Origin of the sequence: Bordetella genomosp. 2 (genome assembly GCF_002261345.1) — a bacterium.
Taxonomy (GTDB): Bacteria; Pseudomonadota; Gammaproteobacteria; order Burkholderiales; family Burkholderiaceae_B; genus Bordetella_A.
In genome coordinates this window covers 595,579-620,730 of the sequence record NZ_NEVT01000003.1, presented here as the reverse complement: position 1 = coordinate 620,730, position 25,152 = coordinate 595,579, and the positions used below count along the sequence as shown (strand labels likewise).

The window sequence follows — 25,152 nt, the reverse complement described above, 5'->3', positions numbered from 1 at the left end:
CTTTGCTACATCCTGACCACGTCCACGCCAGCGGGGGGCGTGAAGCGGAACTCGCCAGCCGGCAGCGACGGATTGGCCTGGATGCCGGACAGCTCGACGCGGGTCGTCTGGCCGAACGCGTCCAGCAGTTCCACGCGCACCGGCAGGTTGTCCTTCATGCCGATATCGACCTGGGCGAACCCGGCGTCGGCATTGCGCGGCTTGGCGCGCAGCCATTCGAGGCCGTCGCGCGCCGGCAACGGCTCGACCTGGAAGGCCTGTTCCAGGTCGCCCGACCCGAACAGGATGGCGGCCGGCGACGTGCCGATGGCCTGGTCGACCTTGCGCACCGTCACCTGGACCAGGTCGGGATCGTACTGGAACAGTTGCTGGCCGTCGGACACCACCAATTGCTCGTAGGGCTTGCTGACCGCCCACTTGAACTTGCCGGGCCGCTGGAATGCGAACGTGCCGCTCTGGGCGCGCTGGGTGGCGCCCTGCGGTCCCACGGTGGACTGGGTGAACGAACCCGTGGCGCTCTTGATTTCGGCCACGAAGGATTTCAGCTGCGTGCGGGCATCGGCCGCCATGGCGGCCAGCGGGCACAGCACCAGCAGGGCGGCCGCGGCGGCCAGCCGGCGTAGAGCAGGCATCAGGCTTCCTCTTTGGACGGCACCAGGATCTCCCGGTTGCCGTTGGATTGCATTGCCGACACCATACCCGATTGCTCCATCTGTTCCAGTAACCGGGCCGCTCGGTTGTAACCAATTCGCAGATGGCGCTGCACCAGCGAGATGGAGGCGCGCCGATGCTTCAGCACGACTTCGCAGGCCTGGTCGTACATCGGGTCGCTTTCGGAATCGGTGAAGCCGGTAACGCTGCCCACGCCGTCGCCGGTCTCGCCTTCCAGGGCGCCCTCGAGCAGGCCCTCGACATAGTTCGGCTCGCCTTGCGCCTTGAGGTGCTCGACCACGCGGTGCACTTCGTCGTCGTGCACGAAGGCGCCGTGCACGCGCACCGGCAGGCCGGTGCCCGGCGGCATGTAGAGCATGTCGCCCTGGCCCAGCAGGGTCTCGGCGCCCATTTGGTCGAGGATGGTGCGCGAGTCGATCTTGGAGGACACCTGGAACGCGATGCGGGTGGGAATGTTGGCCTTGATGAGGCCCGTGATGACGTCCACGCTGGGACGCTGGGTGGCCAGGATCAAGTGGATGCCGGCCGCGCGCGCCTTCTGCGCGAGGCGGGCGATGAGCTCCTCGATCTTCTTGCCGACCACCATCATCAGGTCGGCCAGCTCGTCGATGACCACCACGATGGTGGGCAGCGGCGCCAGCGGCTCGGGCTGGTCGGGCGTCAGCGAGAACGGGTTGGGGATGGGTTCCTCGCGCTTGATCGCGTCGCGGATCTTGTTGTTGTAGCCGGCCAGGTTGCGCACGCCCATCTTGCTCATGAGGCGATAGCGCTTTTCCATCTCGCCCACGCACCAGTTCAGCGCGTTGGCCGCATGGCGCATGTCGGTGACCACCGGCGCCAGCAAGTGGGGGATGCCTTCGTAGACGCTCATTTCGAGCATCTTGGGGTCGATCAGGATCAGCCGGGTATCAGCGGCGCTGGCCTTGTACAGCAGGGACAGGATCATGGCGTTGATCCCCACCGACTTGCCCGAGCCGGTGGTGCCGGCCACCAGCAGGTGGGGCATCTTGGCCAGGTCGGCCACCACCGGATTGCCGGCGATGTCCTTGCCCAGCGCCATGGTCACGTTCGAATGGCTGGCGTGGTAGGTCTGCGAGCCGAGGATCTCGGACAGCTTGACCATCTGCCGGCGCGGGTTGGGCAGTTCGAGGCCCATCAGGTTCTTGCCCGGGATGGTTTCCACCACGCGGATGCTGACCAGGCTGAGCGCGCGCGCCAGGTCCTTGGCCAGGTTGACGATCTGGCTGCCCTTGACGCCGGTGGCCGGCTCGATCTCGTAGCGGGTGATCACGGGGCCGGCCTGGGCCGCCACCACGGTGACGTTCACGCCGAAGTCGGCCAGCTTTTTCTCGATCAGGCGCGAAGTGAATTCGATGGTCTCGGCCGAGACCGTTTCCTGGTTGGGCGCCGGCGGGTCCAGCAGGCTGATGGCCGGCAGGTCGCCCTCGCCCGCGGGCGGCGCGAACAGCGTCTGCTGTTTTTCCTTCTCGACCCGGTCGGAGCGCGGCACCACGGTAATGGCCGGCTCGATGCGCACCGGCTGCTCGTGGACGAGCTTCTCGTGCTTGGCCTCGACCTGCTCGGTGCGCACCGCCTTGGCCACCTCGCCGACCTTGCGGTCCTGGCGCGCGGTGTAGGAATCGCGGGCGCGGCGCACCAGGCTTTCCAGCCAGGCGCCGACGCGTTCGGCCACGTGCAGCCAGGAAAACGAGAAGAACAGGCTCAGGCCGACCGCCAGCAGCACCAGCAGCGCCAGCGTGCCGCCCGTGAAGCCGACGCCTTCGGACAGCCAGCCGGCCAGCATCTGGCCGATGACGCCGCCGGCGCCGCTTTCGCCGTCGGTGCCGCCCGGCAGGTGCATGCCCCAGCTGTACAGGCGCAGCGCCTCGATGCCCAGCGAGCCGATCAGCACCAGGAAAAAGCCGACGCCCTCTTCCCAGTGCACGCGGGGCAGGACCTCGGGCTGCTTGCCGTCACCCGCCCGCAAGTGGCTGGCCAGGCGGCGATAGCCGGCGCGTACCCGATGCAGCAGCAGGATCACCCACCACCACGCGGAATAGCCGAACAGGTACAGCAGGATATCGGACAGGTAGGCGCCCAGGGTGCCCCCCTGGTTGTGGATGGCGCCGCCGGGCACCGAATGCGACCAGCCCGGGTCGGCGGGCGACCAGGTGGCCAGCACCAGCGTCAGCCAGGCGGCCAGCGCGGCGAACAGGATCCAGCGCGCTTCGCGCAGCAAGGCGGAAATTCGTGCCTGCAACGGCGAAGGGCCGTTCCGGGTGTTGCGCGAGGCGCGCGGGGAAGCAGTTGAAATACGCGGCATGCGGCTCATTATAATTGGGCATCCCTCTAAAGATACTTACCTATGTCCACGCCCAAGCACGCTAAAGTTTTGATACTCGGATCCGGCCCGGCCGGCTACACGGCGGCCGTCTACGCCGCGCGGGCCAATCTGGCGCCAGTTCTTGTTACAGGTCTGGCCCAAGGCGGCCAGCTCATGACCACCACCGACGTGGACAACTGGCCCGCCGACGCCACCGGCGTGCAGGGGCCCGACCTGATGCAGCGCTTCCAGCAGCACGCCGAGCGCTTCAACACCGACATCGTCTTTGACCATATCGCCAAAGTGGACTTGTCGCGCCGCCCCTTCACCCTCACCGGCGACACGGGCAACATCTATACCTGCGACTCTCTCATCATCGCCACGGGCGCGTCGGCCAAGTACCTGGGCCTGCCTTCCGAAGAGGCCTTCATGGGCCGCGGCGTCTCGGGCTGCGCCACCTGCGACGGGTTCTTCTACAAGAACCAGGACGTGGTCGTGGTGGGCGGCGGCAACACCGCCGTCGAAGAAGCCCTGTACCTGTCCAATATCTGCCGCAAGGTCACGCTCATCCACCGCCGCGACAAGTTCCGCGCCGAGCCCATCCTGGTCGACAAGCTCATGGACAAGGTCGCCAATGGCAACATGGAACTCAAGCTGTTCCACACGCTCGACGAAGTGCTGGGCGACGACGGCGGCGTCACCGGGGTGCGCATCCGCCACACCGACACCGGCGTCACCGAAGACCTGAAGGTCACCGGCGCCTTCATCGCGATCGGCCACCAGCCCAATACCGGCATCTTCGAAGGCCAGCTCGACATGAAGGACGGCTACATCATCACCAAGAGCGGCCTGTCCGGCATGGCCACCATGACCTCGGTGCCCGGCGTGTTCGCCGCCGGCGACGTGCAGGACCACGTCTACCGCCAGGCCATCACCAGCGCCGGCACGGGCTGCATGGCCGCCCTCGACGCGCAGCGGTGGCTGGAGAATGCGGGGCAATAAAGCTGGCCTGGCGGACCTGAAGCGCCTGCAGCAAAGCGACCGCCAGGCGCGCGCGCAGGCCGAAAAGGCCGCCGCCGCCCCGGCGCGGCCGGCCGACGAGCCCGTCTTCGATCCGGCCGCGTTCCGGCGCGCCATGCATGCCGTCACGCCCCTGAAGCAGAGCGGCCGGCGCGCGCCGCCGGCGCCGCAACCCGCGTCTTCCAGCACGGCGGTGGCCATGCGCCGCGCGGCGGCCGTCGGCGAGTCCGCCGCGCGCGCCGATGCCGGCGTCTCGGACGGCGGCGAGGTGGCCCACCTGCTGTCCGAAGGCGGCACGGCCTTCGTGCGGGCCGACGCCGCGCCCGACACCGCGCGCAACCTGCGGCGCGGGCAATGGCCCGCCGGCGCCGAACTGGACCTGCACGGCCTGCGGGTCGAGCAGGCCCGCCACGCGGTGCTGTCGTTCCTGGACGAATGCCTCGAACATGGCATCCGCTGCGTGCGGATCGTGCACGGCAAGGGCTATGGCTCGCAGGGCCTGGAGCCGGTGCTCAAGGACAAGGTCCGCACCTGGCTGGTGCAGAAACAGGACGTCATGGCGTTCTCGCAGGCGCCCGAGCGCGAAGGCGGCGCGGGCGCCCTGCTGGTGCTGCTGCGGCAGACGGGGGCCAGGCGCTGATGAAGTGGGTCTACCTGGGCATCGCCATCGTGGCCGAGATCATCGCCACCAGCGCGCTGAAAAGCGCCGAAGGTTTCACCCGCCTGCTGCCGTCGGCCATCACCGTGGCGGGCTATGCGGTGGCCTTCTATTTCCTGGCGCTGACGCTGCGCGAGATCCCGGTAGGCATCGCCTATGCCATCTGGTCGGGCGTCGGCATCGTGCTGATCTCGCTGGTGGGCGCGCTGTTCTTCAAGCAGCACCTGGACGCGCCGGCGATCCTGGGCATCGCCTTGATCATCGCGGGCGTGGTGGTCATGAACGTCTTCTCGAAGTCGGTCGGCCACTGACGGCCGGCCGGTCTGCGCTCAGGGCAATTGCGCCGGCTTGCCGTCGGGCTCGCGCAAGTATTGCACCAGCATGTCGGTGGCCCGGTCCGGCGGCGGCGTCAAGAGCGACACCACGATGATCGTCACGAAAGCCACCGGGGCGCCGAACACGCCGGCGGCGACCGGCTGTATGCCCCACCACAGGTCCACCGGCTGGCCCCGGTCCACGCCGAACACCCATTCGCGCAGCCAGGGATGCGTGTGCGCCATGTAGGCGAAGGTGGTGGCCAGGCCGGCGAACATGCCCAATGTGGCGCCCCATTTGTTGGCGCGCCGCCAGAAGATGCCCATGACCAAGGCCGGGAAGAACGACGACGCGGCGAACGAAAACGCCGCCGACACCATGAACAGGATGTCGGCCGGCTTGCGCGCCGCCACCCAGGCGGCCCCGAAAGCCACCGCCAGCAGCAGGATCTTCGACACCATGACGCGGCGCGCCGCCGACATGCGCGGCGACACCAGGCGGTACCACATGTCGTGCGACAGCGAATTCGACAGGGTCAGCAGCAGCCCGTCGGCGGTGGACAGCGCCGCGGCCAGCCCGCCGGCCGCCACCAGGCCCGAGATGATGTACGGCAGCCCGCCGATTTCCGGCATGGCCAGCACCACCACGTCCGCCCCCATGCTGATCTCGCCCAGCTGGACGGTGCCGTCGCGGTTCACGTCGAGCAAGTTCAGCAGGTTGATGTCGACCGCGCTCCAGGCGTGCACCCAGCTGGGCAGGCTGAGGAAGTCCGTGCCGACCACCTGGGTGTAGACCTCGTACTTGACCAATAGCGCCAGGGCGGGCGCCATGAAATACAGCAGCAGGATGAACAGCAGCGACCAGCACACCGAGCGGCGCGCCTCGACGACCGATGGCGTGGTGTAGGACCGCATCAGGATGTGCGGCATGCCGGCCGTGCCCAGCATCAGGCACAGCACCAGCGCCAGGAAGTTGATGCGCATGTGCTGCCGTTCCTCCGGGTCCTTGGCCGGGAACGGCTCGGCGTGCGGCACCGGCGGCGCGCTGCGCGCCTCGAAGGCGGCCCGGGCCTGCGACCACAGTACCCGGGCCTCTTCCACGCTGGCCGGGTAGGCCTCGAGCTCGCGCTCCAGCGAGCGGACCTCGACCATGGGCGCATCGGTGGCGGTCAGTTGCGCCAGCCGGCTGCGCAGCTTGTCCTTTTCCTGTTCCCAAGACTCCGGCAGCGCCTGCAGGCGCTGCGTCATCTCGTCGGCGCGCGTCTGCCACAGCTGGCGGACCTGCAGCTCGGAGACGTCCTTGCGCAACTGGTCTTCCTTCTCGGTGACCTGCTGCAGCACCGTGCCGGCCGAGAGCTGCGGCAAGGGCATGCCGGTGTGCTTGACCGACAACCACACCACCGGCACCAGATACGCCACCACCAGGATGATGTACTGCCCCACCTGGGTCCAGGTGACGGCGCGCATGCCGCCCAGGAACGAGCACACCAGCATGCCGCCCAGCGCCACGAAGATGCCCAGTTCGAACGAGATGCCGGTCATGCGCGTGGTGATGATGCCCACGCCGTAGATCTGGGCCACCAGGTAGGTGAACGAACAGAGGACGGCGCACGCCACGCCGGCCAGGCGCGCCAGGTTGCCGCCATAGCGCGCGCCCATAAAGTCCGGGATGGTGTACTGGCCGAACTTGCGCAAATACGGCGCCAGCAGCAGCGCCACCAGCACATAGCCGCCGGTCCAGCCCATGATGTACGCCAGCCCGCCGTAGCCAGTCAGGTAAAGGGTGCCGGCCACGCCGATGAAAGACGCCACCGACATCCAGTCGGCCGCGGTGGCCATGCCGTTGTAGAAGGCCGGCACGCGGCGTCCGGCCACGTAGTATTCGACCTGGTCGGAGGTGCGGCACAGAATCCCGATGCCGGCGTAGAGGCTGACGGTGACCAGCAGGAACACATAGCCGATCCAGTTGCGCGCCATGCCGGCCACCTCGGCCAGCCCCAGCAGCAGGATCAGCAAGGCGAAGCCGGCCGTATACAGCACATAGATGCGCCGCAGCCGAATGTCGAATTCGCGCGGATTGTCGCCGGTGAATGGCATCAGCCGCCCCGCTCGTCGTCCTGGCGCTCGCGCGCGTCGGCGCGATTCATCAGGCGGGCATAGATGCCGATCAGCACCAGGTACGACAGCGGCGCGCCATAGGCGGCCATCCAGAACGAGAACGGCCAGCCGATGAAGTCGAACGACAGGTCGCGGGCGAAAAAGGCCGGCAGGAAGGTCAGCGCCGCCCAGCATGCGGTCAGGATGGCGATCAGCCGTACGTTGCGCCGCCAATAGGGCGTGGTGGCGGGAGGAGCGGTCTTGGGGCGGGTTTCCGGCATGCGTGATTAATATCCGGTTACGCAGCGCTTGCAAAGCCCTTATGCACCAACCCAGGCCTTGGAAGCGACAACGGCCGGCACGTAATGGTGCCAGCCGTTGTGCGTTTTGCTTTTATTGGGTACTGCCAGTTTGTTATACCGGTGCCGCCGGTCGCCCATGCAGGGCTGTTTGTCTCCTCACCTGCATGGATCAGGATTCTGCACCATGAACGGGATTGTCACACTAGGGGAATGCCCTAAGACGGCGCTGAAACATGTGATTGAATGCACCGATATGGTGCATAACAGCGCCCGCAGCCTCATCCGGCCCGCTAAGATAGGGGTTTGATCCACCCGCAAGCCCATGACCCGCATCAATTGCGTTCCCGTGCAAGAACTGACCCGCCAGCACCTGGTGGCGGAATACCGCGAGCTGCCGCGCGTCTTCGCGCTCGCCCGCCGGGCCTGGGAACGCGGCCCGGTGCCCCGGCCCGCCGAATACACCCTGGGCAAGGGCCACTTGTTGTTTTTCTATACGCGCCTGGGCTACCTGGCCCGCCGCCACGCTGAACTGGTGCAGGAAATGCAGCGGCGCGGCTATCAGCCCGGCTTCCTGGCGCCGCTGGCGCAGGCGCACGCCGACATCCCCGCCCCACTATGGGGCGACTGGACCCCTACCCCGCAGGCCCTGGCCCTGAACCGGCGGCGCATAGCCGAGCGGGGCGGTCCGCGCTACCCGGACGGCGCGCCGCAGGCATAAAAAAGGCCATCCACGAATGGATGGCCAAAGAAAGGTGCCCCGACTCCGCTCGGAAAAAGGGCAACCCGTACCCTGATCAGAAGCGGTGACGCAGGCCGACGCCCACCGTCAGCATCTTGTTGCCGTCGACGAACGCGTAGCCGTCGGCGTACGAGCCGATCGCATACAGGTTGGTCCGCTTGGACAGATCGTAGGTGTAGCCCAGGCTGTAGATATCCATGTTCTCCAGCTCTTTGTTCGGGTCGGCACGCTGCCACGACGCGAACACGTTGCTGGCGCCGCCGATGGGCGCGCTCACACCAACCAGGTACGAATTGATCTTCAGGCCGTCCCAGGTGAAGCGGTCGTTGGTGTTGCCCAGGCCCTTGGCCGGGGTGTTGGGGTTGGCATAGCCGCCGCCCAGGTCGAAGTCCTGACCCAGGAACACGCCGTCTTCGGTGCGGCCGTAGGCCAGCGACAGCTTCACGACTTCGAAGTCGTAGGCCGCGCCCAGGATGATCTGCTTGGGTTGCGGCTGGCTGGGCTCGCGCCACTGCTGGTCATAGGTCAAAGCCACTTGCAGCGGGCCGCCGGTATAGCGCAGGCCGGCCGTCAGGGCCTTGTTGTTGTCGTCGGTCTCGAAGTTGGTCGGGCCTTCGACGTCATCGGTCGAGAACGAGTAGCCGATACCAGCCTGGAAGCCGCTCCAGCTCGGGGTCTGGTACATCACCATGTTGTCATAGCGAACCGTATCGGCGGCGCTGAACGCCGAACCCATGGAGGAGTTCAGGTAGCTGAGCGAGAACGGATCGATGTCGGCGAAGTACTTCGAGGCGATGTTGGTCTGGCGGCCCAGGTCGAGCTGACCGAACGACTGGTGGGCCAGGCCGATGGTGGCCTGGCGGCCGAACAGGCGGTCGCCTTGCTTGCTGTTGCCGTTGCTGGCGCCGAAACCGCTTTCCAGCACGAACACCGCCGACAGGCCATCGCCCAGGTCTTCGGTGCCGCGCAGGCCCCAGCGCGAACCGCTCTGGATGCCGTCAGTCATGCCGATGCGGGACTGGTAATCACCACCGTACAGGGGACGGTTGACATCTTCGGTGCCCACTTTGCCGCGCTGGTAGGTGATACCGACGTCGATCAAGCCGTACAGGGTCACCGACGTTTCTGCGTACGCGGTGCCGCCGATGCCGGCAAGGATTGCGCCGGCGAGCAAGGTTCTTGTTAGTTTCATGTCCTCATCCCGATCAAGAGTGAAAGCCGTCTGTCTCCACCCGCGGAGACAGTTCCGAACCCATACGTTAGGGAAAGGCGTTGCATTCACCAAAACGAGGAACTACACAAGTAATCAAAAGATTTCTGCAAGACCGGGAAAATTAACGATTTCCCTCTAGCGAAAAATCTTGAAACAAAACATTAGGTTACTTAATACACTTTCATAAACATTGGATTTATGGCGTGCAAGCAACAGATGCGATCCCGGGGCGCCGCGCGGACGGCTTGCCCGCTGCTTTTCCGGCGAGTGCTTTTTAGATGGATTTTCGGACCCGCCGCTGCCAGGCCATGTTTTTAATACATATGGACAATATCTGTCCATCGTTTTGTCCGGGTATTAAGACGTAAAAAAGCCGCCCTGCGGGCGGCTTTTTGGACAGCAGGCGGCCAAGATGGCCGCCCGGCGCCGAATTACATGTTGTCGATCATGACCTGGCCGAAGCCCGAGCACGACACCTGGGTGGCGCCTTCGAGCAGCCGCGCGAAGTCATAGGTGACCTGCTTCGACAGGATGGATTTTTCCATGCTGGCAATGATGAGATCGGCCGCTTCGGTCCAGCCCATGTGGCGCAGCATCATCTCGGCCGAGAGGATTTCCGAGCCCGGGTTGACGTAGTCCTTGCCGGCGTACTTGGGCGCCGTGCCATGGGTGGCCTCGAACATGGCGACCGAGTCGGACAGGTTGGCGCCCGGGGCGATGCCGATGCCGCCCACCTGCGCGGCCAGCGCGTCGGAGATGTAGTCGCCGTTCAGGTTCAGGGTGGCGATGACATCGTATTCGGCCGGACGCAGCAGGATCTGCTGCAGGAAGGCGTCGGCGATGGAATCCTTGACGATGATCTCGCGACCGGTCTTGGGATTCTTGAACTTGCACCACGGGCCGCCGTCGATCAGCTGGGCGCCGAATTCCTTCTGGGCCAGCTCGTAGCCCCAATCGCGGAAGCCACCTTCGGTGAACTTCATGATGTTGCCCTTGTGCACCAGGGTGACCGAGGCGCGGTCGTTGTCGATGGCGTACTGGATCGCCTTGCGCACCAGGCGCTCGGTGCCTTCGCGCGACACCGGCTTGATGCCGATCGACGAGGTGTTCGGGAAGCGGATCTTCTTGACGCCCAGCTTGGTCTGCAGGAACTGGATCAGTTCCTTGGCCTGCTCGGTTTCGGCCTGGTATTCGATGCCGGCGTAGATGTCTTCGGAGTTCTCGCGGAAGATGACCATGTCGGTCTTTTCCGGCTCGCGCACCGGCGACGGCACGCCCTTGAAGTAGCGCACCGGGCGCAGGCAGACGTACAGGTCGAGCTGCTGGCGCAGCGCCACGTTCAGCGAACGGATGCCGCCGCCCACGGGCGTGGTCAGCGGGCCCTTGATCGACACCACGTAGTCTTTCACGACTTCCAGGGTTTCGTCGGGCAGCCAGACGTCGGGACCGTACACCTTGGTGGCCTTCTCGCCGGCGTAGACTTCCATCCAGTGTATCTTGCGCTTGCCGCCGTAGGCCTTCTGCACGGCCGCGTCGACGACCTTGATCATGACCGGGGTGATGTCGGCGCCGGTGCCGTCACCCTCGATGTACGGAACGATGGCCTGGTCGGGCACGTTCAGCGAGAAGTCGGCATTGACCGTGATTTTCTGGCCCCCTGCGGGAACCTTGATATGTTGGTAGGACATGAATGCTCCAGTTGCTCCGGGTGGTTTTGCGCGCTCGCCTGACCGGGGGCGGCGCAGGCTGAAAACCCGCTTAGCAACCCGAGCCGGATGGCGGACAACCCCCAATTCTAGCTCGCATTGGGGCGTCGCGCCCGCAAGGGCGGTCTGGAGGGGCGCTAAAATGGCGGCTGTTGTCTTTCAGGCCGACGGCCGCCCCCTCCCCCATGTTCAACCCTTCCCGCGACCAAGTCCGCGAATTCTTCATCGAGACCTGGCGCAAGCACCGCGCGGCCGAGGTCCTGACGCCGCTGGAATCCATGGCGCTGGACTGGATCATCGAGCACCCGGAATACCATGGCGACCTCGAGCATCCCGACGCCATGACGGCCGAATACCCGGTCGAGCACGGCCGCACCAACCCGTTCCTGCATTTGTCGATGCACCTGGCCATCGCCGAACAGCTGTCGATCGACCATCCCCATGGCATTCGCGCCGCCTACCAGAAGCTGGTGGCGCGCAGCGACGCGCACCAGGCGGCGCACGAAATCATGGAATGCCTGGGCCAGGTGGTCTGGGAGGCGCAGCGCCTGGGCACGCCGCTCGACAGCGACGCCTACATCGACCTCATCCGGCAGCGCGCCGAGCGCTGAGGCCCGCGCCCGCCGGCGCGGCAAGAAAAACCCCGCGCCAGGCGCGGGGTTTTTTCATGGACGCGACGGGGCCGCGTTACTTGCGCACGCCCAGGTCGCTGGGCTGGGCAGCCAGCCATTCGGCCACGTGGGCGATGTCCTGGTCCGACAGCTGGGCGGCGAACGCGCCCATGATGGGGTTCTTGCGCACGTTCGACGAAGCCGGGGCGCCGGCGGCGCCGCGCTTGTACGAATGCAGCGCCTGCCTCAGGTAATCGGCATGCTGGCCGGCCAGGATCGGGTAGCTCGGGTCCACCGCGGTCTTGGCGTCGGCGCCGTGGCACGACGCGCAATTGAACTTGTCGTACACCGCCTTGCCGGCGGCCAGGTTTTGCGCCTGCGCGGCGCAGCCGGCGGCAGCCAGCACGACGCCCGCGAGGGTCAGCGTATAGCGTTTCATGGTTTGCCCCCGGATTACTTGAGATTGGCGTAGTACGCGGCCAGGTCGGCGATGTCCTGATCGCTCAGGCTGCCGGCGATGGCGTCCATCGTGGGATGGCTGCGCGCACCCTTCTTGTACTCATTGAGGGCCGCTTCGATGTACTTGGCGTTTTGCCCGGCGATCATCGGAACGTGATAGAGCTCCGGAAAGCTGGCTTTGTATCCCGGAATGCCATGGCAACCGATGCACATGGAGACTTTGTCGCGGGCGTTCTGGACATTACCGACCGGCGCTGCATCGGCGGCGACCGCCTGGCCGGCGATCGCACAGGACGCCACCGTGGCCAGCACGGACAGAGAGGTTCTCAACTTCATTGGAATGGCTCTTGGTAAGGCTGAAAACTTGGCTAGGGATGAGCGCCGGGTCTATGCCCAGCTACAAAACCCTGCGATTGTACGATAATTGTTGCCGAGCCATACCAACCCGCGCACGCCTGCCGGCGCCTCACCTGCCCACGCCATCGCCCATGCCCGCTGCCCAGACTTCCCCCGCATCCCGCTTCGAAGGAACCGAGCGCTACGTCGCCACCGACGATCTCAAGCTTGCCGTCAACGCCGCGCTGACGCTGCAGCGCCCCTTGCTCATCAAGGGCGAGCCGGGCACGGGCAAGACCATGCTGGCCGAAGAAGTGGCGCAGGCGCTGGGCCGGCCGCTGCTGCAGTGGCATATCAAGTCCACCACCAAGGCCCACCAGGGCCTGTACGAATACGATGCCGTCTCGCGCCTGCGCGATTCGCAACTGGGCGACGAAAAGGTGCGAGATATCCGCAATTACATCGTGCCGGGCACGCTGTGGCAGGCGTTCGAATCGCCCGAACCGGTGGTGCTGCTGATCGACGAGATCGACAAGGCCGACATCGAATTCCCCAATGACCTGCTGCGCGAACTCGACCGCATGGAATTCCATGTCTACGAAACGCGCCAGACCATCGCCGCGCGCCACCGGCCGCTGGTCATCATCACCTCCAACAACGAGAAGGACCTGCCCGACGCATTCCTGCGCCGCTGCTTCTTCCACTACATCCGCTTCCCGGACCGCGAGACCATGCGCGACATCGTCGGCGTGCACTTTCCCGACCTGAAGCAGGACGTGCTGCGGGCCGCGCTGGACACCTTCTTCGCATTGCGCGAGGCGCCCGGCCTGAAGAAGAAGCCGTCCACCTCGGAACTGCTGGACTGGCTGCGCCTGCTGCTGGCCGAGGGCGCCAGCGCGGCCCAGATCGACGCCCACGCGGCCGCCTCGGTGCCGATGCTGGCCGGCGCCCTGCTCAAGAACGAGCAGGATGTGCAATTGCTGGAACGGCTGGCCGCCATGACGCGCGGCTCGCAGCGGCGCTGAATCGGCCCGCCACCACGGCCAGGCTGCCATGCTGATCGAATTCTTCTACCACCTGCGCGCGCACCAGCTGCCGGTCTCGGTCAAGGAATACCTGACCCTGCTGGAAGCCCTGCGGGCGCAGGTCATGCCGCCCACGCTGGACGATTTCTACTTCCTGGCGCGGGCCGCGCTGGTGAAGGACGAATCGCTCTACGACCGCTATGACAAGGCATTCGGCGCCTACTACCGGGGCATCGAGGCGGCGCTGCCGGCCGGCAAGGAGATCCCGCTCGACTGGCTGATCAAGCAGTTCGAGAAAAGCCTGACCCCGGAAGAAAAGGCGGCCATCCAGCGGCATGGCTGGGACAAGCTGATGGAGCTCTTCAAAGAGCGCCTGGAGGAACAGAAAGAACGCCACGCGGGCGGCAGCAAATGGATCGGCACTGGCGGCACCTCGCCGTTCGGCAATGGCGGCTACCACCCGGAAGGCATCCGCGTGGGCGGCGACTCGGCCGGCAACCGCAGCGCGGTCAAGGTCTGGGACATGCGCCAGTTCCGCGACTACGACGACCAGGTCGAGCTGGGCACGCGCAATTTCAAGGTGGCGTTGCGGCGGCTGCGCCGCTTCGCGCGCGAGGGCGCCGACCTGGAGCTGGACCTGGACGACACCATCGCCAGCACCGCCCGCAACGCCGGGCACCTGGACCTGCGCCTGGTGCCGGAACGCCACAATACCGTCAAGGTGCTGATGCTGCTGGACGTGGGCGGCAGCATGGACGACCACATCGCGCGCGTCGAGGAACTGTTCTCGGCCGCCCGCAGCGAGTTCCGCAACCTGGAGGTCTATTACTTCCACAACTGCCCGTACGAAAGCCTGTGGCAGAGCAACCGCCGGCGCCAGAACGAACGCTTCGATACCTGGGACGTGCTGCGCAAGTACAACGCCGACTGGCGGCTGATCATCGTCGGCGACGCCACCATGAGCCCGTACGAGATCCTGCAGCCGGGCGGCTCGGTCGAGCACTACAACAAAGAACCCGGCGCGGTCTGGCTGCGACGCCTGCTCGACGCCTGGCCCAAGGCCGCGTGGCTCAATCCCGAGCCCACCGCCTCGTGGCAATACCGGCAGTCGATCGCGCTGCTGCGCGACATCATGCAGCAGCGCATGTTCCCGGTGACCGTGGCCGGCCTCGAGCAGGCCATGCGGCTGCTGTCGAAATAAGGGCGCGGCGCGTTCAGCCGTCGACCGGCTGCGCGGGCGTGTCCAGGGTCAGCTGGTAGAACGCCAGGTCGAGCCAGCGGCCGAACTTGAAGCCCGCCTGGGCGATGGTGCCCGCGTGCTTGAAGCCGAGTTTCTCGTGCAGGCGGATGCTGCCCGCGTTGGCCGCGTCGATGCCGCCCACCAGCACGTGCACCTGGTTCTGGCGGGCGCGGTCGATCAGGGCGCGCATCAGGGCTTCGCCCAGCCCCTGCCCGCGGAAGCGGGTGTCGACGTAGACAGAGTGCTCCACCGTATATTTATAGGCCGGCCAGGCGCGGAAGGTGCCGTAGCTGGCAAAGCCCATGAGCTCGCCGGCCGCATTCTCGAACCCGACCACCGGAAACTGGCCGGCCGCCTTGGCCTGGAACCAGGTCTCCATGGACGCCGCGGCGCGCGGCTTGTAGTCGTACAGGGCCGTGGAGGTCAGGATGGCGTCGTTGAAAATGGCCAGGATCGCGCCGGCATGGCGCGTGTGCGTGCATTCGACCAGCGTGGCGCCGGACGGCATCGGGCAAGAGGCGGCGGATTCCATGCGCGCATTGTAGCGGCGCAAGGTCCTCAGGGTGTCAGACACCCATGCGGCACACCGGCAGGCGCTTCGGCTCAGGCCGCGCGCGTCTGGCCGGCCCGCACCGAGAAATGCTCCTGCGGACCGGGACAGCGGCGCCATGAGATATCTTCGCCGTCCATGTCGAGGTCGAACAGTTCGTTGGCGGCCGGCCAGCGGCGCAGCCGCGACGGCAGGCCTTCCATTTCGAGCACGTGGCCGGCGAAGCCGCGCGGCGAGCCGCCGCATTCGGCGAAATAGCGCTGCGCGGGCACATCGACGACGTAGGTGGTCAGGTCGTGGCCCAGGATGGCGACGAACTGGCCGTCGTCGCTGGCATAGGCATAGCGGAAACGTCCCTTGATGCGGTCCTGGCTGAGCGGCGTGCCGATCAGCTGGGACAAGGCGCGCGTGACGAGATCGGTCAGCATGGCCGTTCCTCCGGTCAGGTTGGCCGGCCCGGCGCCGGCAACAAACGCGCGAACGGCAGGCGCCGGCGGGCCGGCGGCCCGGGCGCAAGACGGGAAGCCTGCTGGCAGGCCCTCGCGCATCCCGTCTTTTGTAACGGCAGTGGTCCAGTACAGCTTACACCCGGGACGGGAAGCGGTTCAAATCGGAACCATCCGGTCCGTATACACTCCAACGACATTCGTCCGTTACATGGATTCCTGCCATGCGTCTTTCGCTTTCCGGTTTGTCCGCCCGCCTGAACGCCTTGCTGATCACGTCGTTCCTGGCCTTCCAGGCCGGCGCCGCCAATGCGCCGGCGGGCCTGTCCGAGGTCGCCTCGGTCGAGGGCATTTCCGAATACCGGCTGTCCAACGGCCTGCGCGTACTGCTGGCGCCCGACGCCTCCAAGCCCACCACCACGGTCAACATGACCTACCTGGTGGGTTCGCGCCAGGAAAACTACGGCCAGACCGGCATGGCCCACCTGCTGGAACACATGCTGTTCAAGGGCACCCCGACGGTGCGCAACGCGCTGGGCGAGTTCTCGCGGCGCGGCCTGCAGGCCAACGGGTCCACCTCGGCCGACCGCACCAACTACTTCGCCAGCTTCGCGGCCAACCCGGAAACCCTCAAGTGGTACCTGGGCTGGCAGGCCGACGCCATGGTCAATTCCCTGATCGCCAAGGAAGACCTCGACTCCGAGATGACCGTGGTGCGCAACGAAATGGAAAGCGGCGAGAACAACCCGTTCCGCGTGCTGATGCAGAAGATGCAGGCGGCCGCCTATCAGTGGCACAACTACGGCAAGAGCACCATCGGCGCGCGCTCCGACGTGGAAAACGTCGACGTCGGCCAGCTGCGGGCGTTCTATCACCAGTATTACCAGCCCGACAACGCCGTGCTGATCGTGGCCGGCAAGTTCGACCCGCAAAGCACGCTGGACGCCATCCGCGACACCCTCGGCAAGCTGCCCAAGCCGCAGCGCGAACTGCCGCCCGAATACACCGTCGAGCCGGTCCAGGACGGCGAACGCGCCGTGACCCTGCGCCGCGCCGGCGGGACGCCGCTGGTCGCGGCCATGTATCACATCCCGGCCGCCGGCAGCCCGGACTACGCCGCATTCGACCTGGCCGCGACCATCCTGGCCGATACCCCGTCCGGCCGCCTGTACCACGCGCTGGTGCCCACCAAGCAGGCCACCGACGTGTTCGGCTTCACCATGGACCAATACGATCCCGGCGTCGCCATGTTCGGCGCGCAGCTGCAGCCCGGCATGGACCAGGACCAGGCCCTGCGCACGCTGGCCTCCACGCTCGAATCGCTGGCCGGCAAGCCGTTCACCCAGGCCGAACTGGACCGGGCGCGCAGCAAATGGCTGACGGCCTGGCAGCAGGTCTATGCCGACCCGGAGAAAATCGGCGTGGCGCTCTCCGAGGCCATCGCCGCGGGCGACTGGCGCTTGTTCTTCGTGCAGCGCGACCGCGTGCGCGAAGCCAAGCTGGCCGACGTGCAGCGCGTGGCCGACGCCTACCTGGTGGCCAGCAACCGCACCGAGGGCCGCTACATTCCCACCGAGAAGCCGCAGCGCGCCCCCGCCGCCCAGCGCCCCGACCTGGACACCCTGCTCAAGGATTACCAAGGCGACCCCGACTTCAAGCAGGCCGAGGCCTTCGACCCCACGCCCGAAAACATCGACAAGCTCACGCAACGCAGCCAGCTGGACCTGCCCAACGGGCCGGTCCAGCTGGCCCTGCTGCCCAAGGCCACGCGCGGCGGCCGCGTGCAGGCCGAGCTGCTGGTGCAGTTCGGCGACGCCGACAGCCTGCGCGGGCAGCGCGTCAACGCCTCGGCGGTGGCCGATCTGCTCGAGCGCGGCACGCCCAAGCTGTCGCGCCAGGATATCCAGGACCGCTTCGACGCCCTGCAGGCCCAGGTCCAGTTCAGCGGCTCGGGCACCGACCTGACCGTGTCCATGTCCACCGCCAGCGAGCACCTGCCCGAACTGCTGGCGCTGGTGCTGGATATCGTGCGCAATGCGGATTTCCCGGCGGCCCAGGTCGAGGAATACCAGCGCCAGGCCATCACCTCGATCCGTAGCGCCATGACCGAGCCCACCGCCCTGGCCTCGCGCGCGCTGGCGCGCCACAACAACCCGTGGCCGGCCGACGACGTGCGCTACGTGCCCTCGTTCGAGGAAGCCCTGGCCGACGCCAAGGCCCTCGAACGCGGTCCCCTGGCCGCGTTCCACGAGCGCTTCTACGGCGCGGGCGCCGTCAAGTTCTCGGCGGTCGGCGACTTCGATCCCGCCGCGGTCAAGCAGACCCTGACCGCCGGCCTGAAAGACTGGAAGCGCGCGCCCGCCTATACCCGGCTGGACGACCCGTACCGCGACGTGGCGTCGAAGCAGTACAGCATCGACACGCCCGACAAGGCCAACGCCTTCTACATCTCGCGCATGCCGCTCAAGCTGCAGGACACCGACCCGGACTTCCCCGCGCTGTACCTGGCCAACTTCCTGCTGGGCACGTCCGAGACCTCGCGCCTGTGGAACCGCGTGCGCGAGACCGAAGGCCTGTCCTACAACGTACGCAGCTCGTTGTCGGTGTCCTCGTTCGAGCCGTCGGCCAACTGGACCATCTACGCCATCTATGCGCCGCAGAACCGCGACCGCCTCGAGAAAGCCATCGGCGAAGAGCTGGCGCGGGCCCTGAAGGACGGCTTCACCGACGAGGAAGTGCGCGACGGCATCGCGGCGCTGCTCAACTATCGCAAGCTGGCGCGCGCCCAGGACGACGTCCTGGCATCGACCTGGATCGACTACCTGAAGCGGGGCCGCACCTTCGAATGGTCCGCCGAGATGGACCGCCAGATCGCCGCCCTGACGCCCGAGCGGGTCAATACGGCGTTGCGCAAGTACCTGGACCCGGCCGATTTCAGCACCGCCGTGGCGGGCGACTTCACCCCGGCCAAGAAAGCCGCGCCGTAAGCGCCTCCCGCCATCCGCCCCCCTTGGCGCCGGCCCCATGGCCGGCGCTTTCTTTTGTGCGCCCGGATGCCGGGCCGGATGACTATTTGGTTTATTAAGCCATTTTTAAGCAGTAAATGGCATATCAAAAATGATTACACCAAATAATGGAAAAATATTTTCAGGAAATCAGGGTTTATCCCAGGTTCCGATCGGCGCAGAATGCAGTCATCGGGAAACACAACGAATCACGACGGAAAGGCCGCCGGATTCAGTCCCAGATCAACAGACGAATGGAGGTCTTATGAAAACCCTTGCTACCGCGCTACTTGTTTCGATGGGCCTGCTGAGCGCCGGCGCCTATGCCGCCTCGCCCAATATCGAACCCAACAACGTCCCGTTCCAGGGCGTGTACGGCCAGGCCGATGCCAACGCGCCGACCCGCGCCCAGGTGGAAGCCGACCTGGCCCAGGCCAAGGCCGCCGGCCTGGTGACCTACGGCGAACAGGACTACCCCGCCGTCCAGGTCTCGACCGCCGCCGGCAAGACCCGCGAGCAGGTGAAGGCCGAACTGGCCCAAGCCAAGGCCAGCGGTGAATACACCTTCGGCGAGCTGGAGTACCCGCCGGTGGTGCGCTGATCGGCACGCCAGCCGGCCTTACCGGGCCGGCGGCCTGCAGGGAAAAAGCCCCTGCCGCGACTTGCGGCAGGGGCTTTTTCTTGTTCGCCGGCGCGGCCCGGCAATCAGCTGAAGAATTCCTTGACGCGATCGGTCCAGGACTTGCTCTGGGGCGAATGGCGGTCGCCGCCGTCGTTCAACGACGCCTCGAACTGGCGCAGGATGGCCTTCTGCTCGTCGCTCAGGCGCACCGGCGTCTCCACCACCACGTGGCAGTACAGGTCGCCGGGATAGCTGCCGCGCACCCCGCGGATGCCCTTGCCGCGCAGGCGGAACGTCTTGCCGGACTGGGTGCCCTCGGGAATGGAGATCTCGGCCTTGCCGCCCAGCGTCGGCACCTGCAGTTCGCCGCCCAGCGCCGCCGTGGTGAACGGAATGGTCAACTCGCAGTGCAGGTCGTCGCCGTCGCGCTGGAAGATCTTGTGCGGCTTGATGTGGATCTCGACGTACAGGTCGCCCGGCGGGCCGCCGTTGATGCCCGGCTCGCCATTGCCACTGGAGCGGATGCGCATGCCGTCGTCGATGCCGGCCGGGATCTTGACCTGCAGGGTCTTGTTGCGGCGGATGCGCCCCACGCCGTCGCAGGCCGTGCACGGATCGGTGATTTCCTTGCCGCTGCCGTGGCAGGTCGGGCAGGTCTGCTGCACGCTGAAGAAGCCCTGCTGCATGCGCACCGCGCCGGAACCGCCGCAGGTGCGGCAGGTCTTGGGCGAGGTGCCGGGCTTGGCGCCGCTGCCGTGGCAGGTTTCGCATTGTTCCCAGCTCGGCACGCGGATCTCGGTGTCGAAGCCGTGGGCGGCCTGCTCCAGGGTGATTTCCAGCGAATACTTGAGATCGGCGCCGCGGTACACCTGCGGGCCGCCGCCACGGCGCCCCGCGGCGGCGCCGAAGATCTCGCCGAAGATGTCGCCGAACGCGTCGGCGAAGCCGCCCCCCATGCCACCGCCCATGCCGGCGGCGTTCGGGTCGACGCCGGCATGGCCATAGCGGTCATAGGCGGCGCGCTTCTGCTCGTCGCCCAGGACTTCATAGGCTTCCTTGATTTCCTTGAACTTTTCCTCGGCGTCTTTGCTGTCCGGATTGCGGTCCGGATGGTACTTCATGGCCAGCTTCCGGTAGGCCTTCTTCAGTTCATCGTCCGAGGCGTTCTTCGCCACGCCCAGGACTTCGTAGTAATCGCGTTTTGCCATATTGGATGGGCCCGGGAACGAGCCGTGACTTGGGGGTACTGAACGAATCCGCCCGGTAGCCGGGAAATCCGGCTACCGGGCGCATTCTAGGCGTCATGGACGGCCATTATTGATCGCGCTTGACTTCCTTGAAGTCGGCATCGACCACGTTGTCGTCCACCGGCTTGGCCGCATCGGCCGCCGCCTGCTGCTGCGCAGCCTGGCCGGCCTGCATGTCGGCGTACATCTTCTCGCCCAGCTTCTGCGAGGCCGTCGACAACGCCTCGACCTTGGCGTCGATGGCCGCCTTGTCGCCGTCTTTCAGGACCTCTTCGAGTTCCTTGATGGCGTTCTCGATTGCTTCCTTTTCCGAAGCCTCGAGCTTTTCGCCATACTCGGTCAGCGACTTGCGGGTGGCGTGCACCAGCGCGTCGGCCTGGTTGCGGGCCTGGGCCAGCTCGGCGACACGGTGGTCTTCCTCGGCGTTCGCCTCGGCGTCCTTGACCATGCGCTCGATCTCTTCTTCCGACAAGCCCGAGTTGGCCTTGATGGTGATCTTGTTTTCCTTGCCGGTGCCCTTGTCCTTGGCGGACACGTGCAGGATGCCGTTGGCGTCGATGTCGAACGTGACTTCGATCTGCGGCACGCCGCGCGGCGCCGGCGGAATGCCCTCGAGGTTGAACTCGCCCAGGCTCTTGTTGCCCGCGGCGATTTCGCGCTCGCCCTGGAACACCTTGATGGTCACGGCCGGCTGGTTGTCGTCGGCGGTGGAGAACGTCTGCGAGAACCGGGTCGGGATCGTGGTGTTCTTCTGGATCATCTTGGTCATCACGCCGCCCAGGGTCTCGATGCCCAGGGACAGCGGCGTCACGTCCAGCAGCAGCACGTCCTTGCGGTCGCCCGACAGCACGGAGCCCTGGATGGCGGCGCCGGCGGCGACGGCCTCATCGGGGTTGACGTCCTTGCGCGGATCCTTGCCGAAGAATTCCTTGACCTTCTCCTGGACCTTGGGCATGCGGGTCATGCCGCCGACCAGGATCACGTCGTCGATCTCGGAGACCTTCACGCCGGCGTCCTTGATGGCCACGCGGCAGGGCTCGATGGTGCGCTCGATCAGTTCCTCGACCAGCGCTTCCAGCTTGGCGCGCGTGATCTTCAGGTTGAGGTGCTTCGGACCGGACGCATCGGCCGTGATGTACGGCAGGTTGATCTCGGTCTGCTGGCTCGACGACAGCTCGATCTTGGCTTTCTCGGCGGCTTCCTTCAAGCGCTGCAGGGCCAGCACGTCCTTGGACAGGTCGACGCCCTGCTCTTTCTTGAATTCGCCGATGATGTAGTCGATGATGCGCTGGTCGAAGTCTTCGCCGCCCAGGAAGGTGTCGCCGTTGGTGGACAGCACTTCGAACTGCTTCTCGCCATCGACATCGGCGATTTCGATGATGGACACGTCGAACGTGCCGCCGCCCAGGTCATAGACCGCGATCTTGCGGTCGCCCTTTTCGGACTTGTCCAGGCCGAAGGCCAGCGCGGCCGCGGTCGGCTCGTTGATGATGCGCTTGACTTCCAGGCCGGCGATGCGGCCGGCGTCCTTGGTGGCCTGGCGCTGGCTGTCGTTGAAGTAGGCCGGCACCGTGATGACGGCTTCGGTCACTTCTTCGCCCAGGTAGTCCTCGGCGGTCTTCTTCATTTTGCGCAGCACGTCGGCCGACACTTGGGGAGGCGCGATTTTCTTGCCGCGCACTTCGACCCAGGCGTCGCCGTTGTCCGCCTTAACGATGCTGTAGGGCATCAGGTCGATGTCCTTCTGCACCGCTTTTTCGTCGAACTTGCGGCCGATCAGGCGCTTGACCGCGTACAGGGTGTTCTTGGGGTTGGTGACCGCCTGGCGCTTGGCCGGCGCGCCAACCAGGGTCTCGCCATCGTCCATGTAGGCAACGATGGAGGGCGTGGTGCGCGCACCTTCGGCGTTCTCGATGATCTTGACCTGGCTGCCGTCCATTACAGCCACGCAGCTGTTGGTCGTGCCCAGGTCGATGCCGATGATTTTGCTCATGGTGAAATGCCTTGATTGAGTTCCGTTAATGGAATGGAAAACTGAGTCTTAGCCTAACTGGGGTTGCCGCAGGGGTTTTTCAAGAGCCGCGCAGCCGCGCGATGGCCCCGGTGAACTGGGGCAGGCCCGGCCAGCCGGTGATGCGCCCGAGCCGCTTGCCCGAACGGAACAGCACGAACGTGGGCACGCCGTGCAGCGAGAAGCGCCGCCCCAGCGCCTCGTCGGCGTAGACGTCGGCCTGGAACCAGGTCAGCCCCAGGTCGAGCAGCGCCTGGCGATGCAGCAAGGCGGTCTGCTTGAAAATATTACAATTGTAACAATCCTGGCCCCACAGGAAAACACAGCGCAGGTCGTCGCCCGGCGCCTCGACCACGGCCTGGTCGAAGTCCTGCGAGCCCACCGGCCGCATGGCGAAAACGTCGAATACCTGCGCGGGATCGAACGAAGCGGGGCCGGACATGGCGGCCTACCCCTGGCCCGCCGAGACCACCACCAGCGCCGGGCGCAGGGTGCGATCGGCGATGGCATAGCCCTTCTGCAACAACTGCAGGACGGTATTGGCGGGCTGTTCGGCCGGCACCGAGGAAATGGCCTGGTGCAGGTGGGGATCGAACTTGTCGCCCTGGGCCGGGGCGATTTCCTTGAGCAGGTTGCGCTCGAAGGCGCCGGCCAGCTGCTTGAGGGTGACTTCGACGCCTTCGCGCAGGGCCTCGAGAGTCTGGTCGGGCTGCGCCAGCGCGGCTTCCAGGCTGTCCTTGACGGGCACCAGGCTTTCCGCGAAGGATTCGATGCCGAACTTGCGCGCCTTGGCGACATCGTCCTGGGCGCGGCGGCGGATATTCTCGACCTCGGCGCGGTTGCGCAGGATCTGGTCCTGCTGTTCATTGACGGTGGCCTGGGCGGCTTCGAGCTCGGCGCGCAGGGCAGCGAGCTCGGCCTGCAGCGCCTCGACCGAATCGGCGGGCGCCGGCGTGGACTGCTCCTCGGACTGAGGCGCTTGGTCGACAGGCTCTTGAGATGCCGTCATGGGGAAATCCTCCAAAAAACAATAGCGTCGGCCCCGATAATGGGGGTCGATCCGGCGATTTCAAGAGGCTTGTCGAACCCGTCGCGCCAGGCGGCCGGCCGCCCTAGGCCTTGTCGGGCTGCACGGGCGCCGGCGGGTCGCTGGCCGGGAATGTCTCTTCGAGCGCCTCGTCGATGGCCTCCTCGGGCGCGCGCTGCGGGGCTTCGTCCGGCGTGATGGCGATCGGATCGCTGGCAGGGAAGGTTTCGGCCAGCGCTTCATCCAGGTCGCGCTCGACGGCGTCTTCCTTCAGGTCGGTATGGCCGGGCTCGGAAGACGTGCCCACGGCGGGCTTCACGGAGGTATTCATACGCGGTCTCCTGCAAAAGTGGCGATCGGTCGCGGCCCACCGGGCCGCCGCGCCCCCATCAGGACGAGGGCGCGCTTGCGTCCAGTGTACGGCCTACATCCCGGCCCGTGGGCCAGCCTTGTAAGTGATTGTCGACCAGGGCCGCAAGCCCCTCGACCCAGGCCGGATCGTCGTTGAGCGCGGGGATGTACCGGAACTGGCGGCCACCGGCGCCCAGAAAGGCGTCGCGGCATTCCTGGCTGATTTCCTCGAGGGTTTCCAGGCAATCGGCCACGAAGCCCGGGCACACCACATCGACCTCGGTGACGCCGTCGGCCGCCAGGGCCTTGAGGGTGGGCTCGGTATACGGCTCGAGCCAGCGGGCGGCGCCGAACCGGCTCTGGAAGGTGACTTCGACCTGGTCGGCCGCCAGCCCCAGGCGTTCGCGCAGCAGGCGCGCGGTTTCGAGGCAGTCCCGGTAGTAGGGGTCGCCCAGCTCGATCGAATAGCGCGGCAGGCCGTGGAAGCTCATGACGAGCTTCTGGGGTCGGCCATGGGCCTGCCAATAGGCGGCAATGCGGGCGGCCAGGGCGTCCAGGTAGCCAGGGTCGTCATGAAAGCGCTTGATGAACCGCAGTTCGGGCTGGTCGCGCAGGCGCGCGGCGTGCGCGGCCACGGCGTCCACCACGGTGGCGGTCGTGCTGGCGGCGTACTGCGGGTACAGCGGTACGGTCAGGATGTGCTCGCAGCCCTGCTCGCGCAGCCGCGCCATGGCCTGCGCGATGGAGGGTTCGCCATAGCGCATGGCGAGCTCCACCCGGACGGCGCGCCCGCGCGCCTGCAGGGCGCGCTGCACGCCTTCGGCTTGCCGGCGGCTGTAGACCATGAGCGGCGAACCGCCGTCCATCCAGATGCCGGCGTAGCGCGGCTGCAGCCGGCGCGGCCGGCGCGCCAGCACCAGGCCGTGCAGGATGGGCAGCCACAGGAGGCGCGGGATCTCGATGACCCGCGGATCGGACAGGAAGGCGGCCAGGTAGCGGCGGATGTCGCGCGGCGTGGCGGTTTCCGGCGTGCCGAGGTTGACCAGCAGCACGCCGGCCGGCGCCGGCGCGCGGGGGGCGGGGTTGTCGTCGAAAGGGTCTGCCTGCTCGGGTTCGGGAAGATAGCGCTCGGGCCACAAATACTTGAACAGGCGAAGAAACACGAAAATACCTCTCTG

Annotated in this window: 25 protein-coding genes; 9 read left to right on the top strand and 16 right to left on the bottom strand. The window is 66.3% G+C overall.

The window, feature by feature from the left end:
* Positions 1-5: 5 nt before the first annotated feature.
* Positions 6-632 carry an outer membrane lipoprotein chaperone LolA gene (lolA, locus tag CAL24_RS05015; RefSeq protein ID WP_028356546.1) on the bottom strand — a complete coding sequence of 209 codons (627 nt, stop codon included), beginning with the start codon at positions 630-632 and terminating at the stop codon, positions 6-8.
* Positions 632-2,995, bottom strand: a complete 2,364-nt coding sequence (locus CAL24_RS05010; protein WP_094805891.1) for a DNA translocase FtsK — start codon at positions 2,993-2,995, stop codon at positions 632-634. Before CAL24_RS05010 ends, lolA begins: the two co-directional genes overlap by 1 nt.
* 42 nt (positions 2,996-3,037) lie before the next feature.
* Between CAL24_RS05010 and trxB the strand changes: the two genes are divergently transcribed.
* From trxB to CAL24_RS04995, 3 genes are read left to right on the top strand one after another with little or no spacing between them, the layout of a single operon-like run.
* Complete coding sequence (gene trxB, locus CAL24_RS05005) at positions 3,038-3,997, top strand: thioredoxin-disulfide reductase (RefSeq protein ID WP_094805890.1); 960 nt, start codon at positions 3,038-3,040, stop codon at positions 3,995-3,997.
* Positions 3,984-4,655, top strand: a complete 672-nt coding sequence (locus tag CAL24_RS05000; protein WP_094805889.1) for a Smr/MutS family protein — start codon at positions 3,984-3,986, stop codon at positions 4,653-4,655. Before trxB ends, CAL24_RS05000 begins: the two co-directional genes overlap by 14 nt.
* Complete coding sequence (locus CAL24_RS04995) at positions 4,652-4,984, top strand: SMR family transporter (protein WP_094806497.1); 333 nt, start codon at positions 4,652-4,654, stop codon at positions 4,982-4,984. Before CAL24_RS05000 ends, CAL24_RS04995 begins: the two co-directional genes overlap by 4 nt.
* An 18-nt stretch (positions 4,985-5,002) precedes the next feature.
* On the opposite strand, the gene CAL24_RS04990 is transcribed toward CAL24_RS04995, so the two are convergent.
* Both CAL24_RS04990 and CAL24_RS04985 read right to left on the bottom strand, forming a co-directional pair.
* A complete protein-coding gene (locus CAL24_RS04990) occupies positions 5,003-7,084 on the bottom strand; it encodes a VC_2705 family sodium/solute symporter (protein WP_028356551.1) in 2,082 nt (693 codons plus the stop codon).
* Positions 7,084-7,365 carry a DUF4212 domain-containing protein gene (locus CAL24_RS04985; RefSeq protein ID WP_028356552.1) on the bottom strand — a complete coding sequence of 94 codons (282 nt, stop codon included), beginning with the start codon at positions 7,363-7,365 and terminating at the stop codon, positions 7,084-7,086. The genes CAL24_RS04990 and CAL24_RS04985 overlap by 1 nt, the downstream gene beginning before the upstream one ends.
* A 343-nt stretch (positions 7,366-7,708) precedes the next feature.
* Here CAL24_RS04985 and CAL24_RS04980 point away from each other — a divergent pair, with 343 nt between their 5' ends.
* Positions 7,709-8,104 (top strand): pyrimidine dimer DNA glycosylase/endonuclease V, encoded by a 396-nt coding sequence (locus tag CAL24_RS04980; RefSeq protein WP_094805888.1) that lies wholly within the window; start codon positions 7,709-7,711, stop codon positions 8,102-8,104.
* Between the two features lie 76 nt (positions 8,105-8,180).
* Here CAL24_RS04980 and CAL24_RS04975 read toward each other — a convergent pair whose 3' ends face one another.
* On the bottom strand, positions 8,181-9,317 hold the full coding sequence (locus CAL24_RS04975; protein WP_028356554.1) for a porin: 1,137 nt from the start codon (positions 9,315-9,317) through the stop codon (positions 8,181-8,183).
* Positions 9,318-9,769: 452 nt separating this feature from the next.
* Positions 9,770-11,026, bottom strand: coding sequence for an NADP-dependent isocitrate dehydrogenase (gene icd / locus CAL24_RS04970; protein ID WP_028356555.1), 1,257 nt, complete (start codon positions 11,024-11,026; stop codon positions 9,770-9,772).
* A gap of 203 nt (positions 11,027-11,229) precedes the next feature.
* On the opposite strand from icd, the gene CAL24_RS04965 reads away from it, so the two are divergent.
* Positions 11,230-11,655 (top strand): DUF1841 family protein, encoded by a 426-nt coding sequence (locus CAL24_RS04965; RefSeq protein ID WP_028356556.1) that lies wholly within the window; start codon positions 11,230-11,232, stop codon positions 11,653-11,655.
* 76 nt (positions 11,656-11,731) lie between these two features.
* Here the strand turns inward: CAL24_RS04965 and CAL24_RS04960 are convergent, their stop codons facing one another.
* Positions 11,732-12,094, bottom strand: a complete 363-nt coding sequence (locus CAL24_RS04960; RefSeq protein WP_028356557.1) for a c-type cytochrome — start codon at positions 12,092-12,094, stop codon at positions 11,732-11,734.
* Between the two features lie 14 nt (positions 12,095-12,108).
* Positions 12,109-12,450, bottom strand: coding sequence for a c-type cytochrome (locus CAL24_RS04955; RefSeq protein WP_028356558.1), 342 nt, complete (start codon positions 12,448-12,450; stop codon positions 12,109-12,111).
* 152 nt (positions 12,451-12,602) lie between these two features.
* Between CAL24_RS04955 and CAL24_RS04950 the strand changes: the two genes are divergently transcribed.
* Both CAL24_RS04950 and CAL24_RS04945 read left to right on the top strand, forming a co-directional pair.
* Positions 12,603-13,475, top strand: coding sequence for an AAA family ATPase (locus tag CAL24_RS04950; RefSeq protein WP_028356559.1), 873 nt, complete (start codon positions 12,603-12,605; stop codon positions 13,473-13,475).
* Positions 13,476-13,503: 28 nt separating this feature from the next.
* A complete protein-coding gene (locus CAL24_RS04945; protein WP_094805887.1) occupies positions 13,504-14,676 on the top strand; it encodes a vWA domain-containing protein in 1,173 nt (390 codons plus the stop codon).
* A gap of 13 nt (positions 14,677-14,689) precedes the next feature.
* Here CAL24_RS04945 and CAL24_RS04940 read toward each other — a convergent pair whose 3' ends face one another.
* Both CAL24_RS04940 and CAL24_RS04935 read right to left on the bottom strand, forming a co-directional pair.
* Positions 14,690-15,223: a GNAT family N-acetyltransferase gene (locus CAL24_RS04940; protein WP_038854130.1), complete on the bottom strand. Its 534-nt coding sequence runs from the start codon at positions 15,221-15,223 to the stop codon at positions 14,690-14,692.
* Positions 15,224-15,318: 95 nt separating this feature from the next.
* The gene (locus CAL24_RS04935; protein ID WP_094805886.1) at positions 15,319-15,693 is read right to left on the bottom strand and encodes a hypothetical protein; all 375 of its coding nucleotides are present in this window, start codon (positions 15,691-15,693) and stop codon (positions 15,319-15,321) included.
* A 242-nt stretch (positions 15,694-15,935) separates the two neighbouring features.
* On the opposite strand from CAL24_RS04935, the gene CAL24_RS04930 reads away from it, so the two are divergent.
* Both CAL24_RS04930 and CAL24_RS04925 read left to right on the top strand, forming a co-directional pair.
* Complete coding sequence (locus CAL24_RS04930) at positions 15,936-18,698, top strand: M16 family metallopeptidase (protein ID WP_094805885.1); 2,763 nt, start codon at positions 15,936-15,938, stop codon at positions 18,696-18,698.
* 283 nt (positions 18,699-18,981) lie between these two features.
* Positions 18,982-19,317, top strand: coding sequence for a DUF4148 domain-containing protein (locus CAL24_RS04925; RefSeq protein WP_028356564.1), 336 nt, complete (start codon positions 18,982-18,984; stop codon positions 19,315-19,317).
* Between the two features lie 104 nt (positions 19,318-19,421).
* Here the strand turns inward: CAL24_RS04925 and dnaJ are convergent, their stop codons facing one another.
* The 6 genes from dnaJ to hemH form a co-directional block, all read right to left on the bottom strand.
* On the bottom strand, positions 19,422-20,546 hold the full coding sequence (gene dnaJ / locus CAL24_RS04920) for a molecular chaperone DnaJ (protein WP_028356565.1): 1,125 nt from the start codon (positions 20,544-20,546) through the stop codon (positions 19,422-19,424).
* 106 nt (positions 20,547-20,652) lie between these two features.
* A complete protein-coding gene (dnaK, locus tag CAL24_RS04915; RefSeq protein WP_028356566.1) occupies positions 20,653-22,578 on the bottom strand; it encodes a molecular chaperone DnaK in 1,926 nt (641 codons plus the stop codon).
* A gap of 79 nt (positions 22,579-22,657) precedes the next feature.
* Positions 22,658-23,038 (bottom strand): thioredoxin family protein, encoded by a 381-nt coding sequence (locus CAL24_RS04910; protein ID WP_094805884.1) that lies wholly within the window; start codon positions 23,036-23,038, stop codon positions 22,658-22,660.
* Positions 23,039-23,044: 6 nt separating this feature from the next.
* Positions 23,045-23,605 (bottom strand): nucleotide exchange factor GrpE, encoded by a 561-nt coding sequence (gene grpE, locus CAL24_RS04905; RefSeq protein WP_028356568.1) that lies wholly within the window; start codon positions 23,603-23,605, stop codon positions 23,045-23,047.
* 103 nt (positions 23,606-23,708) lie between these two features.
* A complete protein-coding gene (locus tag CAL24_RS04900; protein ID WP_094805883.1) occupies positions 23,709-23,954 on the bottom strand; it encodes a hypothetical protein in 246 nt (81 codons plus the stop codon).
* 58 nt (positions 23,955-24,012) lie between these two features.
* The gene (gene hemH / locus CAL24_RS04895) at positions 24,013-25,137 is read right to left on the bottom strand and encodes a ferrochelatase (protein WP_051439619.1); all 1,125 of its coding nucleotides are present in this window, start codon (positions 25,135-25,137) and stop codon (positions 24,013-24,015) included.
* Between the last annotated feature and the right edge of the window lie 15 nt (positions 25,138-25,152).

What these genes read in the sequence shown, in the direction of transcription:
- CAL24_RS04900 (WP_094805883.1), bottom strand. Translation starts at nt 23,954, where the DNA reads ATGAATACCTCCGTGAAGCCCGCCGTGGGCACGTCTTCCGAGCCCGGC.
- dnaJ (WP_028356565.1), bottom strand. Translation starts at nt 20,546, where the DNA reads ATGGCAAAACGCGATTACTACGAAGTCCTGGGCGTGGCGAAGAACGCC.
- CAL24_RS04910 (WP_094805884.1), bottom strand. Translation starts at nt 23,038, where the DNA reads ATGTCCGGCCCCGCTTCGTTCGATCCCGCGCAGGTATTCGACGTTTTC.
- grpE (WP_028356568.1), bottom strand. Translation starts at nt 23,605, where the DNA reads ATGACGGCATCTCAAGAGCCTGTCGACCAAGCGCCTCAGTCCGAGGAG.
- lolA (WP_028356546.1), bottom strand. Translation starts at nt 632, where the DNA reads ATGCCTGCTCTACGCCGGCTGGCCGCCGCGGCCGCCCTGCTGGTGCTG.
- icd (WP_028356555.1), bottom strand. Translation starts at nt 11,026, where the DNA reads ATGTCCTACCAACATATCAAGGTTCCCGCAGGGGGCCAGAAAATCACG.
- CAL24_RS05000 (WP_094805889.1), top strand. Translation starts at nt 3,984, where the DNA reads ATGCGGGGCAATAAAGCTGGCCTGGCGGACCTGAAGCGCCTGCAGCAA.
- CAL24_RS04955 (WP_028356558.1), bottom strand. Translation starts at nt 12,450, where the DNA reads ATGAAGTTGAGAACCTCTCTGTCCGTGCTGGCCACGGTGGCGTCCTGT.
- CAL24_RS04925 (WP_028356564.1), top strand. Translation starts at nt 18,982, where the DNA reads ATGAAAACCCTTGCTACCGCGCTACTTGTTTCGATGGGCCTGCTGAGC.
- CAL24_RS04930 (WP_094805885.1), top strand. Translation starts at nt 15,936, where the DNA reads ATGCGTCTTTCGCTTTCCGGTTTGTCCGCCCGCCTGAACGCCTTGCTG.
- dnaK (WP_028356566.1), bottom strand. Translation starts at nt 22,578, where the DNA reads ATGAGCAAAATCATCGGCATCGACCTGGGCACGACCAACAGCTGCGTG.
- CAL24_RS04985 (WP_028356552.1), bottom strand. Translation starts at nt 7,365, where the DNA reads ATGCCGGAAACCCGCCCCAAGACCGCTCCTCCCGCCACCACGCCCTAT.
- CAL24_RS04960 (WP_028356557.1), bottom strand. Translation starts at nt 12,094, where the DNA reads ATGAAACGCTATACGCTGACCCTCGCGGGCGTCGTGCTGGCTGCCGCC.
- CAL24_RS05010 (WP_094805891.1), bottom strand. Translation starts at nt 2,995, where the DNA reads ATGCCGCGTATTTCAACTGCTTCCCCGCGCGCCTCGCGCAACACCCGG.
- trxB (WP_094805890.1), top strand. Translation starts at nt 3,038, where the DNA reads ATGTCCACGCCCAAGCACGCTAAAGTTTTGATACTCGGATCCGGCCCG.
- CAL24_RS04940 (WP_038854130.1), bottom strand. Translation starts at nt 15,223, where the DNA reads ATGCCGTCCGGCGCCACGCTGGTCGAATGCACGCACACGCGCCATGCC.
- CAL24_RS04975 (WP_028356554.1), bottom strand. Translation starts at nt 9,317, where the DNA reads ATGAAACTAACAAGAACCTTGCTCGCCGGCGCAATCCTTGCCGGCATC.
- CAL24_RS04945 (WP_094805887.1), top strand. Translation starts at nt 13,504, where the DNA reads ATGCTGATCGAATTCTTCTACCACCTGCGCGCGCACCAGCTGCCGGTC.
- CAL24_RS04980 (WP_094805888.1), top strand. Translation starts at nt 7,709, where the DNA reads ATGACCCGCATCAATTGCGTTCCCGTGCAAGAACTGACCCGCCAGCAC.
- CAL24_RS04950 (WP_028356559.1), top strand. Translation starts at nt 12,603, where the DNA reads ATGCCCGCTGCCCAGACTTCCCCCGCATCCCGCTTCGAAGGAACCGAG.
- CAL24_RS04990 (WP_028356551.1), bottom strand. Translation starts at nt 7,084, where the DNA reads ATGCCATTCACCGGCGACAATCCGCGCGAATTCGACATTCGGCTGCGG.
- CAL24_RS04965 (WP_028356556.1), top strand. Translation starts at nt 11,230, where the DNA reads ATGTTCAACCCTTCCCGCGACCAAGTCCGCGAATTCTTCATCGAGACC.
- CAL24_RS04935 (WP_094805886.1), bottom strand. Translation starts at nt 15,693, where the DNA reads ATGCTGACCGATCTCGTCACGCGCGCCTTGTCCCAGCTGATCGGCACG.